Annotated in this window: 1 protein-coding gene (cut by a window edge); it reads right to left on the bottom strand. The window is 69.6% G+C overall.

The features are described from left to right. Positions 1 to 17,412: the start of a scabin-related ADP-ribosyltransferase gene (locus tag ATK36_RS18480; protein ID WP_141544481.1), read on the bottom strand. Its footprint begins 67,434 nt before the window's first position; 17,412 of the gene's 84,846 nt are visible here — the first part of the coding sequence; it begins with the start codon at positions 17,410 to 17,412; the stop codon falls past the left edge of the window.

Raw genomic sequence — 17,412 nt, 5'->3', positions numbered from 1 at the left:
GCGCGGATCACGCTCGGCGTCGACCAGGGTGTGCAGCGCCGGGCCGTGCTGCGCGGCGAGCCGGGTCAGCACGGCGGAGAAGATCACGTCCGGCCGCTCGTGCCGCGCGACGAGGTCGCGTACCGAATTCGGCCGCAGCACGCCGGTGCGGGCCACCTCGTCCGCCAGCTGACGCTCCACAGTGGACGCCAGCGCGACGGTGCCCGGGCGGTCCGCCAACGAAATCGGCCCGCTGCCCGGGACGGTCACCGGATGGTCGCGGGCGAGGTCGCGAACCAGCCCCACGATCGCCTCGTCGCCGGGCCGGCCGCCGAAGGTCCGGAACCGCCCGCCGTCGGTGACCGTGGTGAAACCGCCCTTGGCACCCACCGCCCTCCCCAGGGCCGCGGGCTCCTGGCCGAAGTTCGTGGGCTTCGTGGGCGCGTGCACGATCTTCGGTCCACCAAGGTCGCTGAGTGCACGCTGGAAATCGGGCGCGAAATCGCCCGCCTGGTCGCCCTGACCGGTACTGCACGCGATGAGGGTGAGCGATGGCCGGGTGTTCGCCTGCGCCTGGGCGTACGGCGCCAACTTCACCAAGATCTGCGCTGACGTGTCGCCGTCGACCCGCACAGTGCGGCCGCTGAGCAAGCGCAGCTTCACCGTCTTCGGGCGGCCGTGCGCGAAGACGAAGAAGGAGCCGTCGTCCCAGGGGGCAGCGGACTCGTCGGCCCATTCACCGAAGCGACGGCCCGCCAGCTCCGGTGTGACGCCGTACGTGTGAGCCCGCTCCAGCTGCTGCGAGACCTGCTCCGAGGTCGCGCCCTCCGGCAGCGAACCGACCTTGCCGGAATTGTTCGCGACCCAGCCCGCCTCGACGTCCGCGGTCTGCTCGCTCTCCGGCAGGAACGAGACGCCGACGACCCGTCCCTCGAACCGGACCGGGTGATGCTCGACCTCGGAGCTGTCGAACTCGTAGGGCAGGCCGGTGTCCTGGTCCAGGCCGGAGAACACGGTGGGTTCCGCTGCCTCGTCCGGTACCTGCACCGAGCCGCGACGCGCCAGCGAGGCGATGGAGTCTTCCAGCCGGTCGGCGTAGGCCACCGTGGGCGGCTCACCCGGCGCGAACCGGATCAACGGCTCGCCGCCGAGGGCGCCCTCCTGATGCTTGTTGACGATGTCGTCGAAGATCTTCTGCTGGAACTCATCTTCGGGCTGCCAGTACATATGCGCGCCGTGCTGCACCCCCACATCGCGATGGGACAGCAGCCAGTAGACGTTGTTGTAGGCCTCCTCGGACAGGTATTCCCCATCGTCGGGCTGGCGGATGTGGTAGATGTCGAGATCCGCGGTGACGGGCACGAACCTGTCGCGCCCCACAGCACCTTCGACCACCCCGTCCACCACCCGGAACTGCCCGCTTTCCGCGTAGGCGTCCATGCTCTCGGCCAGCGCGTCGTACTCGGTGTTCCGTGCGTCGTACCGGCGCGCCACTGCGTCCCGCACGTCGGCGTCGAGCGCGTCCAGGACCTCCGCCGGCGGCAGCTGCGGCCGGAAGTAGCCGACCAGTCCGATCTGGTCCTCGCGCGCACCCAGGTGCACATCGATCGGGCTGATCGTCTTCGCCTTCATGGTCAGCGGCTTGGGCATCGCGCCCTTTTCCAGCCACTTCACCGATTCCGGGTTGGTCGGCCGCACCTCCAGCACGACCCCGAAGCGGTCCGCGAAGTTGCGCAGCCGTCGCTGGTTACGCGGCGAAATGCCGAACTCGCCGTTCAGCCGCTCGCTGCTCAGCGACTCGTCGTCGCCCTGGGAGACCATGGTCGCCCAGGAACTCCGGCGCGGCACCGTCGGGACCAGCGCGTCGATACTGTCCATCCAGGACGATACGAAACCGCCGAATTCGCTGGTGTTCAGGTCCACCCGAGGCGGTCCGGGCCGGAGCAGCTGCGGACTCGACGACCCTTGCTCCCCGTCGGACGCCGTGCCGGAGACCTCGTCCACCACCAGCCGTGGCGGCCCCAGCGGCCCCTCGTCGTCGGAGTCGTGCACGAGCACCGCGCCGTGCCGCCGCATTGCGGTGACCCGCGGATCGACCCGGGTGCTCGTCCGCAGCGGCCACTGGTGCGAGTTCAGCCGGCTGTCCACTTCGGACTTGGCGTTCCACCACCGCTGCCGGGCCGCGTCCGCTTTCGCCCGGGCGGTCTCCGCGCTGGTGCGTGCCTCCTCCTGCAACGCGCGGTGCTCGGAGTGCTCGTTGCGGTACGGGTCCAGCAGATCGGCGATCGAGTCGACCCGGGCGCGCGCCACCTGCTGCCGCTCGGCCAGCCTGGCGCGGATGCCGTCCGCCTCGGCCTGGTTCTCGCGGGCGAGCCGGAGGAAGCGGTCACGCTCGGCGGGGTCCGATTCGGTGGCCGCCAGCGCGCGGTACTGGTCGCCGATCGACTCCCAGCGCGCCAGTTCGTCCTGTCGCTCGTACAGTTCCGTGGCGGCGTCGCGAACTTCGTCCTGTGCCTGGTCGAGAGCCCGGCGGAGATCCACGGCGGGGCCGGTGAGGACGCTGGCGCTTTCGTCCGCGACCAGGGTCCCCGCGTCCTCGTAATCGGTGAGCCACCCATCGCTGACACTGCGATTGTACGCATTTTCGGCCAGCGCCCGCAGGCTCTCGTTCTCCGCCAGCCAGGCGTCGTCGAGGACGTGCTGTGCTTCTTCCAGTTCCTTTTCGGCGTCGCGCCACTTTTCAGCGGCTTCCTTGACCGCGTCCTGCGCCGTCGTCAGTGAATCCGGCAGCTTGGTACCGAGTACGGCTTCCAGGTCGTCGGCGGTCATCCGCACCCGCACGGACGCCGGCACGGTGACGTCGACGACCCCCAACTGACCGTTGCCGAGTTTGGCCACCACGCGGTAATTGACACCGTACTGGACCAGCCCCGTGCGGTCGTCCGGCTGCGCGGCAACCGTCCGCGGTGTACCGGCCGTGCTCGACGTCGGGTCGGGAACGTTGGCCGGGGTACGCAGATCCGCACCGCCCCAGGAGTGCGATTGCTTGCTCGGTGTGGACACACCGCCGGAGCCGACCGTGACCTGGTTCTTGCCGCTGACCGTCTTCTCCGACTCGGCGGCGGCGGTGGTGACAAGCTGGTCCGAACGCTCCAGCTTCACCGAATCGCTGAGCGCGACGAGCTTCGGGTGCACCAGCCGCGAGTGCACTTCGATGGTGGCGCTGCCGTTCTTCCCCCACCGCGAGGATTCGTGCAACCGGGGCGGACGCAACGGGCCGTCGGACATATGCGGCAGATTCGCCTGCAGCATCTCGTTGCTGATCGCCGCGGAAAGAGTGCTCCACGCGCCGGTGTCGGGATCGGTCAGGCGGTTGCTCGCACCGGCCAGCCGCATCGCCCGCACCGCGGCCCCCAGGACGTCGGCGGCGCCACGCACGCCCTCGACGAGCGAGGACTCCGGCAGCCCGGGGGCACCGGCGTCGCGCCAGGAAGCCAGGTTCGCCGGGGTCGCGGCGATCGGGCGAAGCTCGTTGAACCGCGTGGTATGGAGGTTGGCCTGGCGCTCCAGCGGACCGGCGATCTTCTGGTCGTCGGCCGAAGTCCGCACGGTCAGCTCGGATTCCTGCGAGCTGACCGGATACTCGCGGCCACCGCGCTGAACGACCAGATCGAACCGCACCCGGTGCTGGTAACGCGCGACCGGGCCGCTGGCGGTGGCGCCGTTCTTCGTGGTGACCGTGGAATTCTCCACGTACTGCTGGTTCTTGGCCCGCCCGCCGATCAGGCCCGCGTTCGCGCCGATGTAGCCGTTGGTCCTGTTCTGGTCGTCGACGAACCGGCCGCTCACGCCGAGCCGCGCATGGCCGCCCCAGGAGGAACCCGTGGCCTTCTTCCGCTTGCCGGCCCCGACCGCGGAGACCGTGTGCCCGATGGTGCCGCCGTCATGCACCACGCCCACGAACTCGGTGCCGACCACGGTCGCCTTCAGCTCCAGCCGATAGCGGTCGGTGGACAGGATTTCCGTGTCGTGCACGGTCAGCGAGGCCCCACCGTCCAGCGCACCGTCCACCAGTGCGGCGACCGCGTCCGGCGCGGCCAGGTCGAGGGTGCGCTGCAGGTTGTTCATCGAGTCGTCCAGCACCGACCTCGGCAGCAGCTTCCCGCCGATCCGGCCCAGATTCTCCCGCGCGTCGGCGACCAGTTTCGACAGGTCCGGTGCGTGCTCCACCACCGCGGCGCCGAGCGAGCTGGAGTCCCCGCCGACGAGCGCGGGCGCGGCCATCGTGCCGGGAGCGGGCGAGCGCGGCTCGACAGCGGGTAGCAAGCCCTGTTCGCGCGCCTGGTCCTCGCTCATCCGGACGTACACCGCGCCGGGCAGCTTGACGTGCGCGCCTGCCTTCGACGTGCTGCCGTCGATGAGGCTCTCCCACCGGCTTTCCGCGGCCAGCTTCACATCGGCGTCGTATTGGACGAGCACGGTGCGGCTGGAGGACGGCAAACCCCGGAGGTGTTCGACGGTGGCGCTCAGTTCCTCCGCCATGGTCATCTTGCGCGTCCACGGGCTCCACCGCACCATGCCGTAGATCTGGCCCTGGGGGGACGAACTGCTCTGGTCCGGGCGGACGCTGAAACCGGCCTGGACATTGCCTTCGACCGACTGCTCGCGCGACTTCTCGTAAGTCGCCTTGGTGCCGCCGGTGTGTATCCTTTCATTGCCGGAGCCGGCACCGGTGACGGCGACCACCTTCGGCTTGCTCAGCGACACCGCCATGCCGAGCCCGCCGACCCGGTCGGCCAGCCGCCGCTGGTAGCGGAACCCGCCGCTCTGCGCCCCCTGGGTCACGAACCTGGACAGATTCGCGCGGAACCCCTCGGGTTCGAAGAGCCGGTCCACCCGCTTGCGCGCCTCGCCGCCGGGCAGGCCCAGCACCGCGTCCCCGCCTGCCGCGCGCTGCAGCTGCCGCAGTGCCTCGTCCCGCAGGTGCTCGGTGTTGGCGATGGCCTCCGCATACAGGAACTTCGGCGGCGGCGTTTCCTGCTGGTTCGCCCGGTGCCCGGTCAGCAGCTCGTCGATGCTCGGCGCCTGGTCCTCGCGCAACGCGGTGGTCCCCGGCGCGCCCGGCGCGAACCTCGCGGGGTTCTTCCGAGACGTTGAGCTGTCGCTGATCCACAGATCGACCTCGCCGGAGATCTTCGGCAGGGCTTGATCACCGGTCTTGGCGATCGTGGACACCTCGGGCGTGCTCCGCAGCGGCGAGCCGGGCGTCAGGCGCTTCACCCACGGCCGGTTGCGGGTATAGCGGGTGATCTCCACCTCGAACTCGACGTCGTGCCGGAACACCTGTGCGTCCGCATGGCCGCCCGCGGTCACCGCGCTGGACACCGTCTGGCCGCCGGAGTTCTTCCAGGTCCGGATATCCATGTACTGCGCCGGGGTCACGGACGGGCTGATCCGCCGGCCGGGGGAGGTGAGCGGGGTGTTGGTCGGCAGGCCGACGCGGCCTTCGAAACCGATCCCCCAGCCCCGCTCGGTGCTGGTGGCGCTGCCCATCTCCGGCTTCGTCTCGGCATTGGCCCGTACCGACCGCCCACTGGCCTGCCCGAGGTGCCGGCCCGGCGAGAGCTTCGCTTTGACGGTCACGTTGATGTACTCGTCGGTGAACAGCCCATGTCGCTTGAACTGCACCGAGACGCCGGGGCCGAGCAGACTGTCCATTTTGGACCGCAGGGCCGCCGGGGAGAAGGCCGCGGTCAGCTTGCGCAGGTTCGCCAGCCGTTCGCCGACCTCCCGGCTGGCCCCGGTGTTGTTGTCCCGCTGCAGCTTGTCCCAGCGCGGGAAGAACTTCGCGTACCCGGGCTGATCCCGCAACGCCTTCTCGATCTGCGGCTGCAGCTCGGTCGCCGGTACGAACGTCCCGGCGTGCACGTGCCCGGCCGCGGCCGCGGCGAGAAGGTACGGAGGTTCGTGCCGCGCGCCGGTGAAGGTGAACCTGGCTCTGGTGCCCGTGGGCACCGGCAGGCCCTGCGCCTTGGCCTCGGGCAGCCCCATCCGCGTGTACACGGTGGCCGGGACGGTGACCGTGTCGCCGGTGGAAGAGGTGATCCCGACGTCGACGGTGAGCTTGTACAAGCCGATGTCGCCCTTGACGTTCACCGAGGACTTGCTGGTGACGTTGCTGCCGCTGAGCGAAGTCTCGCCGCGCTTGCGGGCCAGCGAACCGGTCACGCCGCCGACCGCGCCGACGCCGCCGGGAGTGTATGCGCCGCCGCCGAACGTCGGGCTCACATCCATCCCGAACTTCGACACGGCCTCGGTACTGCCGGCGTTCACCGAAGAGTCGTTGAACCGCAGTTCGCTTTTCCCCGGTACCACGCCGAGCAGCTCGACATCGGTCGGCTTCGCGGTCAGCTGGACTGCATCGCGGTGCGCGGCGTGCGGGCTCAGCAGGTCGTTCGAAGTCACCTTCCCGCCCTGCAGCGCGGAGCCGACGGCGTCGCGCAACACCGGGCCGCTCAGGAAATCACGCAGCACGGCCCGGCCGGGCGCACTGAAACCGGTCACCGAAGGCGGCAGATTCTCCCGCACCCGCTCGAACAGCCTGCGCTCGTCCAGCACCACGGCTTCCGGAACCAGGAATTCGACCTTCTTCGCCCAGTCCGGCGCAGGGTCGGCGGGCCGCTCCAGTTCCGGCGCCGTCATCTTGCCCAGGTCGGTGGAGAGCACCAGCCCGACCCCGCCCTCCACCGAGGTCCCGGTGATCGTGCCGGTCTCGGTGCGCACCGTGATGTCGAAGGTGACCCCGACCTCGGCACGCTGCTGGTCCCCGGCGGAGCGGATCACCCGCTGGTCGGTCCCGGTGACGGTGGACTTGTGCTCGATCGCCGGCGTGGCGAGCTGAGCCGAGACCGAAATCGAGGCGTACGGGCCGAGCGCGGGGAACGCGGCGAAGTAGGAGGTACCGATCTGGGACGCGGTGGTGTCGGTGTTCGCCTGGGCGTGGGTGACCTTGGCTTCGTCCTTGAGATCGGTGTTCAGCTTCTCGGTCACCGGCCGCACCTGGGTGGCGTCGACCCCGTCCAGGTGCATCTTGGCGCGGACGTGCACCTCGTACCACTTGTCCCGCACCCGGATCATCGAGGTGCGGCCCCGGAGGAAGGACTCGAAGCCGGGGCCGCTGAGGGTATCCACGATCGCGTCGATACCGCGCGGCTCCGGCATCGCGTCCCGTCGCGGATCCACCCGCTGGACCAGCCTGCGGATGGCGGCGTCCACGTCCGGGCCACCCTGCACGTCGACCGGCACGACCGAGCCGAGTGCGTCCCCGTCCCGGACGAACCGCGGCAGCCGCTCGGCGAAGGGGCGGCGGTCCTGCTCCTCGGCGGAGGATTCGTCGCGGTCGTCCGGCGGGGTGGCGTCCTGGGTCAGCTCGGCGTCTTCCGGGATCGCCGGCAGGTTCCGATCCGGCTGCGGCTCGGGCTGCGGTCGCCGCGGCGGGAGGTCCTGCAGCTCGATGCCCGGCTCGTCGTCGACCGGGGGCTTCGGCGCGAGCGTGACGTCTTCCGCTTCGAGGGAAACGTCGACGGCGGAGTCGAACGATTCGTTCCTGACGAGAGGGAGCCTCCCGGCAATCGACGGCGGGGCCACCACCACTGGCCCTTCGGGCTGTTTGCCCTCCGGCGTCCAGCTCGCCACCAGCTGGTCGAAGAACTCGGCCCGCCGCGGGGCCTGGGCACGCAGCCGATCCGGGTCGAGGAAGTAGTACTTGGCCGTTTCGGCCATGTCCTCGTTCGGGTTCGTCGTGCCATAGCGGGTGATCGGGCGTTCGCCGGCGAACTCGGGCGAGCCGTCGGCGTGCCAGTAACCGGTGTGCTCGTTGAATTCCGGCTTGTGGTCATGGAGTTCACGGGCGACCCGCGCCGCGAAAGCACCCGCGGACTCCTTCTCACCGCGGACGAAGACATCGGGGTGCTCGGCTGCCAGCCGGGCGACGAAGTCCGCACGCCGCGGCGACCGGCTCTCCAGCCGATCGCGGCCGAGTTCGTGCCACATGATCGACGTCCGGAAGTCGTCCGAGGCAGTACGCACATACGACGTGATCGGCGGCTCGGCTTCCGGACGCCGCAACGGGCTGCCGTCCTCATTCCAGCTGCCGACGTACCGCTGGTAATCCTTCAGCGCGTACTTGAGCAGACCGTGGGACAGTTCGTGGGTCACGATGCCTTCGAGGCCCCGCACGCCACCGCCGAATTCCTTGCTGAGCACGGCGGACGCGTAGAGGTTGACCGTCTGGTGCGACCCGATGTATTCGCCGCCCATACCCAGCGAAGGAAGGCCCTTTTCCAGCCCGACCGTCACCCCGCCGATGTTCTGCACTTCCTGCTCGACACCGGCGCGGCTGGAATGCGCCCGCTGTGCCCCGATGATCGGCGCGTAATGCCGGAGGGCGGCGTCGACCGCGGCCTGCTCTTCGCCCGTCAACGCGCGGGGCCGGACCCGGTTGAACGACGACGGCTTGGCGCTCGAATTGCTTTCCCGGACCGCGTCGAACCCGCGTCCGGAATCGATTCCCACCCCGGTATCCGGGTTCTGCGGGCGGTTGGACAAGGTCGTGGACGCCGTCGCCGGGCGGGCCGGCGCGGTGGACGGACCGTCGTCGGCCACGAGGACGGCACCGAAGCTGCGCAGTTTCCGCGCGGTGTCCTTGGGGTCCGTGGGGTCCGTGGCCGCGGGGACATCCGGCTCGGCGTCCTTGGCCGTAGCGCCCTTCGGCCCGGAACCCTTTTCCGTGAACTGCTTCCCTGCGGCGTCGTCGTTCACCGAGGTGTCGTGCCCGGACTCCGCTGGCTTCTGGGCGACCACCGCCGGCACGTCGAACCCGAGCGCCTTCAGACCCGCCTCGTTCACCCGGAGCCAGATCTGGCCGTCCTGGTCGATGCGCTCCTCGACGGACTTGCGGGAATTGCGGTTCGTCCGCGAGACATCCCAGTTCAGTTCCGCGCTGACCAGGTAGCTCTTACCGGAGGACTTCTTGGCAGGCGAAGTCTCGGTACGCGCCTCGGTCTGTTTGCTGCCGAGTTCCTTCGTGATCCCTTCCGGTTTCGTCGTCAAAGCGGTCACGGCGTCGGAGAGCAGGTGCGCCTCGCCGGTGGTGTCCTTCTTGCCCTTGACCACCGTCTTGTGCGGCTCGGTGACCTCGTGCTCCATCGAGGCGCCGGGAATCTCCCCCAGCAGCTTCAGATTGGTGAGGTCGCTCTTGATCGCGACCGACGAAACCGTCGTGCTTTCGACGTCGGCCACCAGGCCGTGCGGCGAAAGCGTGTCCCGGAACTGCTCGTTCACCTGGACGGATCCGGTACCGAGCAGCAACCGGTAGGCGCGCCGCGAGTTCAGCCCGCCGACCTGGTCACGCACCCACTGGTGCAACTTCGGCGCGTTGGCGGGCAACGGCACGATCGCCGCCTCGTCGGGGAAGCCGTGCACGCCCTTCTCGTCCTGGGCCGCCCACCATTCGCGCAGTGAGCCCTCCGCCTGCGAGGCGACCGGCTCGCTGCGCACCGGCAGGTATTCCGGTGACTTGAAACGCACCGCGTCATCGGAAAGCGTGAACTTGCCCGCGTCGAAGGAACCGTTCACCGGCTCCCGGCGCAGGAACGGAATGAACCGCCGGTACATACCGGACCGCGCGTGCGGGAACAGTTCCAGTTCGATTTCCAGATCGGCGCCGTGGACTTCCGCCGGACCGCTCCAGCGGAATGTGGTGGTGTACTGCTTCTCGTCGCTGGATTCGGTGCTCTTGGTGTGCTTGCTGCTCACCCCCGCCTTCGGCGCCAGCGCCTTGTCGAGCAGCGGGACACCAGGCAGCGAGGGCATCGTCGGCGTGACGTTCCCCGTCAGGCCCTTGGTCCAGCTGGACTGCTTGCCCGTGACCGGTTTCTTCCCCGTCTTCACCGTGACGGTCTGGCTGTACTGCGCCGATTCGCCGAGGTGCCGCCCGCCGACGACCCGGGCCTTGAGCACCCCCAGCTGCTCCAGCTTGCCGGAATCGCCGATGCGCTCGCCGTGCACCGGCAGGCCGCCGCCGCGCATTTCGCGGACCATCGCGTCGAAACCGCCCTGCGACAGCTTGCGGCCCAGGTCCGCGACCAACCGGTCGTGCAGCTTCTCGTACTTCTCTCGCGCCTCCGGCTGCGCGACGGTCGATTCCCAGCTGCGCAAGGCCTTACGCAGCTTCGACTGGAAGTCACGCACCACATCCGGGCGCCCCGGCCCGATCGACCCGGCACCGCGCTCGGCCGCCTCCGGCAGGCCGCCCTTGCGGCCGGCCGGCGTTGCGGGCTCGGCCTCCGGCCGCTTCTCGTCCTGCTGCTCGGTTTCCTTCTCGGTTTCCGGTTGCGTTTCGGACCGCGGCTGCTTCTCCGGCACCACCTCGGAGTCCACAGTAGACGGAGTGCGGGCGGCCAGATAACGCTCGCGGTCCGCGGGATCCAGATTGGTGAGATCGTGCGCGGTCAGCTCGCCCACGGTGGACAGCTCGCCGGCCCGCACCCAGACCCGCACCGCGTCCGGCACGAACTTGACCTTCCGCTGATCGGCCGAGGTCCGCGGATGCTGGTCGCCGAGCGGGCCGGTGGTGCTCTCGTGCACCGACACGTCCAGCAGGTGGTGCGCGTCGTACTCGACCAGGTAGCCGCGTTCCACATCGGACTCGGTGCTTTCGGTGGTGCCCGTGACGGACATCTTCGCGCTCGGGCCGCGGCTGTAGCCCGCGGTGGCCTCGGCACCGACACTCGCCTTGCCCCCGGTGTCCAAGGAGGTGCTGAAGGTCGCCTTGACGCCGGTCGAGCGGGAATGCGAGGTCGTGACCTCGGTGCGCACCCTCCTCGTCTGGCTGAATTGGTGCGCTTCTTCCCGGTCGATGACCCGCGGGTTGAAGTACCGCGTCGTCAGCGACCCGGTGCCGAGGAGATCCCGGCTGCCCAGCAACCCCTGGTCGTTGTAACTCTCCAGCGGCAGCACGTCCGACGAGCGGGTGGCGAGTTCCATCCGGGCCTGCCGGGCCTCCGAGCCCGCCCACCGCTCCACCGCGTCGTGCGAGACGTCCTTGTCCTTCGCATCGCCACGATGCGCACCCAGTGCCGACGCCCTGGATCCCAGCGCCAGCTGCTTGATCGCCTCGCCCGCCTTCGCGCGGCGACCCTGCGCGTCCGGCGGCTTCAGCAGGCTCTTGAAGGTCGAGCCGAGGTGGCGAACCGGTTTGAAGGCCTCCAGGTCGTAATCCAGCGGGAGGTCACCGGGACGGGCGTGCGAAAGGTCGACGGAGTCGACCTCGTCCCAGTCGGTCTCCCGGCGCGCCGGATCCCGGCGGACGTCCACGCCTTCGCCCCGCCGCTTCAAGGCGAGGACCTGCACCTCGGCAGACGTGCTCCACTGCTGGTTGTCCAGCTGGTCCACGTCCTGGCCGAGTCGCGCCCGGATGTGCGCGGAATAGCCGTACCGGTGCACATCGCCGTCGCCGCGCTTCGGCGAATCCGGATCCGGCAGAGCAGCCGCCCGGGAGCGCTCGAGTTCCACCGTCCGGGAGACGTCCCCGCCGTCGGAGCGCTCCTGGGAGACACCGAGATCCCCGCCGAGCGTGGCCAGTGCCACCTGGCCCTCGGCGTTGAGATTCGCACCGATCTGCCGGATCCGCTGGCTGTCGAGCTGGGTCGCGTCACTGGCGACGAGTTTGTGGTCGATCTCGCGCCAGGGGACCTTGCCCCGGTATTCGCCGGTGCCGGTGTCCGTATGTCCGTCGAAGTACAGATCCTTGTCCCCGGGTAGTGGGAACCGGACCGGATCGCCCCGCTCGAACAGGGTTCTCGCGTTCTCGTTGAGGAATTCCGAGAAACGGTGCTGGACCCCGCTCAGTTCGCGATCGAGGCCGAGGGAGTGCAGCGCGGGCCCGAGAACTTCGCGCATGAGCTTGGCCTGCGTCTCGACCGGCAGCAGCCACGAGGCATGGAACTGGTCGGCCACCTCGTCTCGGGGAATGCCGGACTTGGGCCTGCGGCCGCTGAGCTCGGACTCCGTATCGGACTGCGGGGCCGACTCCGTCTCGCCCGGCCGGGACAGCCACAGCCTTGCCCTGCCGGGCACCCGCGTCGCGGACGGGCCATCGGTGCTGCGCCGGGTTTCCGGGCCCGGGACAGCCGGCTCCACCGGCCTGTTGGTCTTCGGGTCCGTCATGGTCAGCACGTAGTCGAACGCGAGGTCGTGCGAGTTGAAGTTTCCTTCGACTGCCGAGGTCTTCGCCGACCCGTACGCTTCGGTCTCGTTACGCGTGTCGGTGTTCGACTTGCTGTACGACAGCTTTCCGCCGGCCTTCACACCGGGTACGCCGTGGACTTCCTCACCGACCGAATGAGTGAGTGCCCCACCCCATTTTTCTTTCGAAGCATGGGACTGGCGGTACTCACCACTCACGTTCCGCTGATGCGAAATGCGCTTGAGCCCCACCCCGACCGGGACGGTGCGCAGTTCGGGCACCCCGTCCGGCGGCGCGAGCGCGACCGAGAACAGGGCTGGGCCGGGCTCGTTGAACCTGAACGACTTCGTCGCGACCTGCCCGTTGATCAGCTTGTCGCCGAAACCCGGGCCGAGGTCGTTCAACCAGGTGCGGAACTTCTCGACCTCCGGGTCGGTGCTCTCCAGCCCGTACTTCTGCCGCACGGTGTCGAAGACATCACCCAGCCCGGCGAACCGGACGTGCTGAACCGACTTGCGCTGCGACGGATCCTGAGAATAGCTGAGCAGTACCGGATCCGGCAGCCCCTCGGCCGGCACGTCATGCGTCGGCCAGGACAGCCGCACCGGCACGTCCATTGCCCAGGAGGCGGTCTTGCGGCCGCGGCTGAACGGTCCGCCCGGCTTCGGGATGGCGGTGATCTCGTAGGTCACGTGGCGCCGCGAGGTCCGGCTCCGCAGGTCCTCGGACGTCGACACCTTGTGCCCGCGGGTCTTCTTCATCGAGATGGAGTCGTGCGTCTCCTTCCCGAGCCCTTCCACGGAAAAGCCGGGCTTCCCGGCCGGTGTGGACGGGATGAACGACGACGCGACGCCCGAGAGGTTGATCGGCGTGCGATCCCTGGAATCGGTGGACGAGGTCTCATCCGGCTGCGTCTCGTAGGACACCTGCCGCGAGGAGGTGGAATCCGTTTCCCGCGCTTCGTGCGCCAGATCGCCTTCCCGGATACCGACGACCCGGATACCGACCCTGAAGTCGCCGATCTCCAGATTGATCCCGGCAAGCGACTTCGAGAAGTCGCCCAGGTTCTCGTCCGAAAGTTTGTCCACTTTGGACACCGTGGCGGAGTCCGATTCGGTCAGCGCGGCGATCCGCTGCCGCAAAGCCCGCCAGTCGGGGTGGTCGACGATCGCCGGCTGCTCCAGTTCCGCCCGCAGCACCCATTCCCGGCTGACCGGATCGCTCACGGCCGGGATCGACAACAGCTGCTCGGCCCGGCGCAGGCTCGAATGCGGCGAGGGCTCACTGCTGCGCGACAACTGCGAGGACGGCCGCCGATCCTCGAGCATCCGGCTCCGGTCCGGCGGGCCGTCGTAGGAGGACCGCGGCGACCGCTCCGACCCGGTGGAATGCGGCGACGGCGGCGGTTCCAGGTGCTGACGCCCGGGCGAGCGCGGAGCACCACCCTTGAGCCCCGGACCGTCCGGACGCGCCAGATCCAGCTCCTGCGCGATCCGCTCAGCCCTGGCCCGGACCTGCCCCGGCCGGTCGGCCTCGGCGTGCAGGAGCTGGTCCACGACCAGGCGGACCCGCGGACCGTATCGATCGCTGATCGCCTGCCGGTCCAGAACCAGCCCATCCGGACCTTGGAGCAGCGTCCGCAGGCGGTCTTCCTTCACCGAGCTGAACTCGTGCGGGTAATCGGCGACCGCCGGCTCGTACCGCTGCAGGAACCGCTCGCCCACCGCCTGGATCTCCGGCTCGGAAACCGGCTGCACAGCCAGGCTCGGCGCCGGATCCGGCGTCCGCTCTGCGCGCCTGCTGTCCTTTTCGTTCGTCTTATCGGCCGAGACGGCCGGGTTCCGGCCGGTCGACGCTGGCGTGGTCCCCTTGGCGGAGGTATCACCCTTCGTACCGGACTCCGTTTTGGCGTCCACGTTCCGGCCCGGCGCAGGACCGGCCGGAGTGGTCCCGGGCGTTTCCGACTGTCCATTGCGGACATTTGAAGGCCCGGTACCGGCATCTTGCTGTCCAGTGTGGACGCTCGGCTGGCCGGGCCCAGCGTTCGCCGGATCCTGATGCGTGACAGGAGTTTCCGCCGGCCTGCCGGAGGTCTCGCCGTCGTGCTGGACCCCGCCGACGTGCGACTGGCTCGAATCCGCCGGGACATCGCTGCCGGGCCGCAACGAGGCAGGCAGGTCCGTGCTGGTCTGTACGCCGTGCACGGTGGAGGATTCGTGCGTGACACCGGAATCGACCGGGCCGGACGACGTTCTGACCCCGTCGACACTCCCCGAAACCGGCGGGGGCGTCGTCCGGTCGCCGGTGGGAACGCCGGACTTGGTCGCGGTGTCCGCGGACGGCTGCGTCCCGGTCGTGGAGCCCGTGTTCGGCTGGTTGACGTTCGTGGACGGGCTGGTGACACCGGAGTTCGGTCCGCCGGTCGCCTTGTTCTCGACGCCCGCGTTCGGGCCGGTCGCGGTGTTCCCGGTGAAGCCCTGCCCGGTGGTCGTCTCGTTCGTGGCGGCCGAGTCCTGCCTGGAAGGCGTGCCATCCGTGTGCCGCCCGGGAACCGTACCGTCGCTGAAACCCGGGTGCTGGTCGGCCGTGGTACCACCGGCGATCTCGGTGTCGACGCCTTCGCGGTGCCCCGGAGTCGTGCCACCAGGCAGGCCCGAGTGCTGGTCGGGCGTGGTACCCGAGTGCTGCCCAACCGGGGTGTCGCCGGTGAATCCCGTGTTCGGGGCGGGGGTCGAGTGCGGCCCGGTGGTCCCGCTGCGGCCGGCATCGGGCGAAGTGGCCGGGACACCGCTGGTGTCCGTGTAGGACCCGGGAGTGGCACCCTCGTTCGACTCGTGCGTGCCGACGGTCGCGGGCGGAACGGTACTCCCGGTGCCCGGTGAGACGGCCGGACCAGCGTGCTCGCCCATGGGCGGCGGGGCGACCGAACCGGCGTGCTCCCCCACCGGCGGTGAGACGGCCGGACCAGCGTGCTCCCCCACCGGCGACGGAGCAACCGAACCGACGTGCTCGCCCACAGGCGGTGGGACGGCCGGGCCGGCGTGCTCGCCCACAGGCGATGGGGCGACCGAACCAGCGTGCTCGCCCACAGGCGACGGAGCAACCGAACCAGCGTGCTCCCCGACCGGCGACGGGGCGACCGACCCGGGGCGGCCGCTCTCCGACGACGGGGCGGGACCCGGGCCGGAAACCTGGCCCGGGGCGGAGGTGTGTGTCTCGCCGCTGCCAAGGCTCGGCCCGGTGTGCGAGACCTCCGGCGTACCGATGCTGCCCTGGTGGCCGGCCGGAGTCGTCCCGGGCGTCGTCGTGGTGCTGCCGGGGCTCGTCCCGGGCACCGTCGGAGTGCTGCCGGAGTGACTGCCCGGAGTGCTGCTGGGCGCGGCCGGAGTGCCATCGGAGTGACTCCCGGGAGTCGTCCCCGGCGCCACTGGAGTGTTCCCGGCCTGGCTGCCCGGAGTGCCGTCCAGCGTCCCTGGGGTGCCCTCGGAGTGGCCGCCGGGCACCGGTGTGCTGTCGGAGTGGCTTGGGCCGCCGAAACCGGGCAGTCCACCGTCGACAGAGGTGCCAGTTCCGGGCGATCCCACGTCGGTGACACCGGAATGGCCGCCGATCGCAGGCGAATTGCCTGCCTCCGGACCAGGCGACACGGTCGAGTTTCCCCCGACCGGAGAATCCACCACGCCCGAAGAATTGCCCGCACTCGACGGATGGCTCGAGACCGGAGAATTGCCTGCACCTGGCGAATCCATTGCACCCGGAGAATTGCCGGTAACCGGCGAATTCACCACACCAGGCGAACTGCCCGCCACCGGCGGTGCGACGGAACCGGGGGCGTTCCCGGCCTGCGGAGGATTCCCCCGCGTCGAGCCGGATTCGCTCGGCGTGGAACCGGTCGAGGTGGGCCGTCCGCCGCTGGCCGGAGACTGACCAGACGGAGCCGGCCCGGTGGGCGTGTTCCGCGTGCCCGGCTGGCCACCATTCCCGGTGAAAGCCCCACCGCCACCGGCGATGGATCCACCATTTCCGGACACGGGTGCACCACTCGATGGCGCTTCGTTTCCGGTATGCACCCCAGGGGGAGCCGCATTCTGCCCGCCCCCTTGGCCGCTCGGCGATTCCGAATAGGGTGGCGGCGCTTCGGAATACGGCGGCGGCGCGATTCCACTGTCGAAAGATGGCGGCCTGCTCGGAGCGCCCCCGGGCTTTTCCGAATACGGTGGCGGAAGCTCATCGGTCACCAGCTGGTCGCCGAGACGATCCTCGTACGACGGCGCCGGATCGTTCGGAATCTGAATGTCGCCGAACGAGTCGTTCTTGATGTCACCGGTGGAACTGCCGGCATCCGGCCCCTTGGCGCCGTCACCGACGTACTTGTCGTGCATTTTCTGGCCGAAACGACCGGCACCATGGGTGGCTGTGCCACTCAGGAAACCATTGAGCGCGCCCCAGCCCAGGCTGTCGAAACCGCCGCCGAAAGCGAGCGCACCGGTCACACCGGCCACGACTTCGGTCGCTGCTTCGACACCGCCTGCCCCGAGCGCGGTGTTGCCGCGCCTGCCCAGCGCTCCGTGCGCCGCGGTGGCGAACAAGCCGGCCACGCCGCCGATCACCGCGCTCTGCCAGACCGCCTTGCTGAGCCCATCCCGGTTGCCCTGTGCGATCTGGATGACGTCCGCGAGCGCCTGCTCCGCGGCTTCCTGGGCCGCCTCGATCGCAGCACCGCGGCCCAGCTGGCCGGCCAGGCTGATCAGGCGCTCCATCATCGTCTTCTCGGCCGCCTGCACAGCGGCGCGTCCGGCCCCCCAGATCGCCGGGATCAGCGGTGCGGTGAACGGGTTCGACGCTGCCCAGATCAGGTCCGCCGCGGTCACCACGATCGCGATCAGCATGCTGTACTTGGCATTTTCCTGATCGAGCGCGAACTCCCGCAGAGCCGCCGCCTGCTGCTGTGCCTGCGCGATGTAGCCGTTGCCGATCGTGCTCAGCTTGCCGACGAACTCGGTGAAATTGGCCGCGACGTCGCCGCCGACATTCGCGGTGACCTGCTCGGCGAGCCGGTTGAACCCGGCGCTCGCCGTCGCGATCTGCTGCGCGATCTGATCCCATTCGGCGGCCAGCTGGCGCAGCGCGTCCTCGTCGGCCTTCGGCCAGGCGTCACCCGCGAGAGGGTAGAAGACCCAATCCAT

The organism is Amycolatopsis sulphurea (genome assembly GCF_002564045.1).
GTDB classification, from domain to species: Bacteria; Actinomycetota; Actinomycetes; order Mycobacteriales; family Pseudonocardiaceae; genus Amycolatopsis; species Amycolatopsis sulphurea.
The sequence above is the reverse complement of the archived record's forward strand: the minus strand, read 5'-3'. Positions and strand labels throughout refer to the sequence as shown.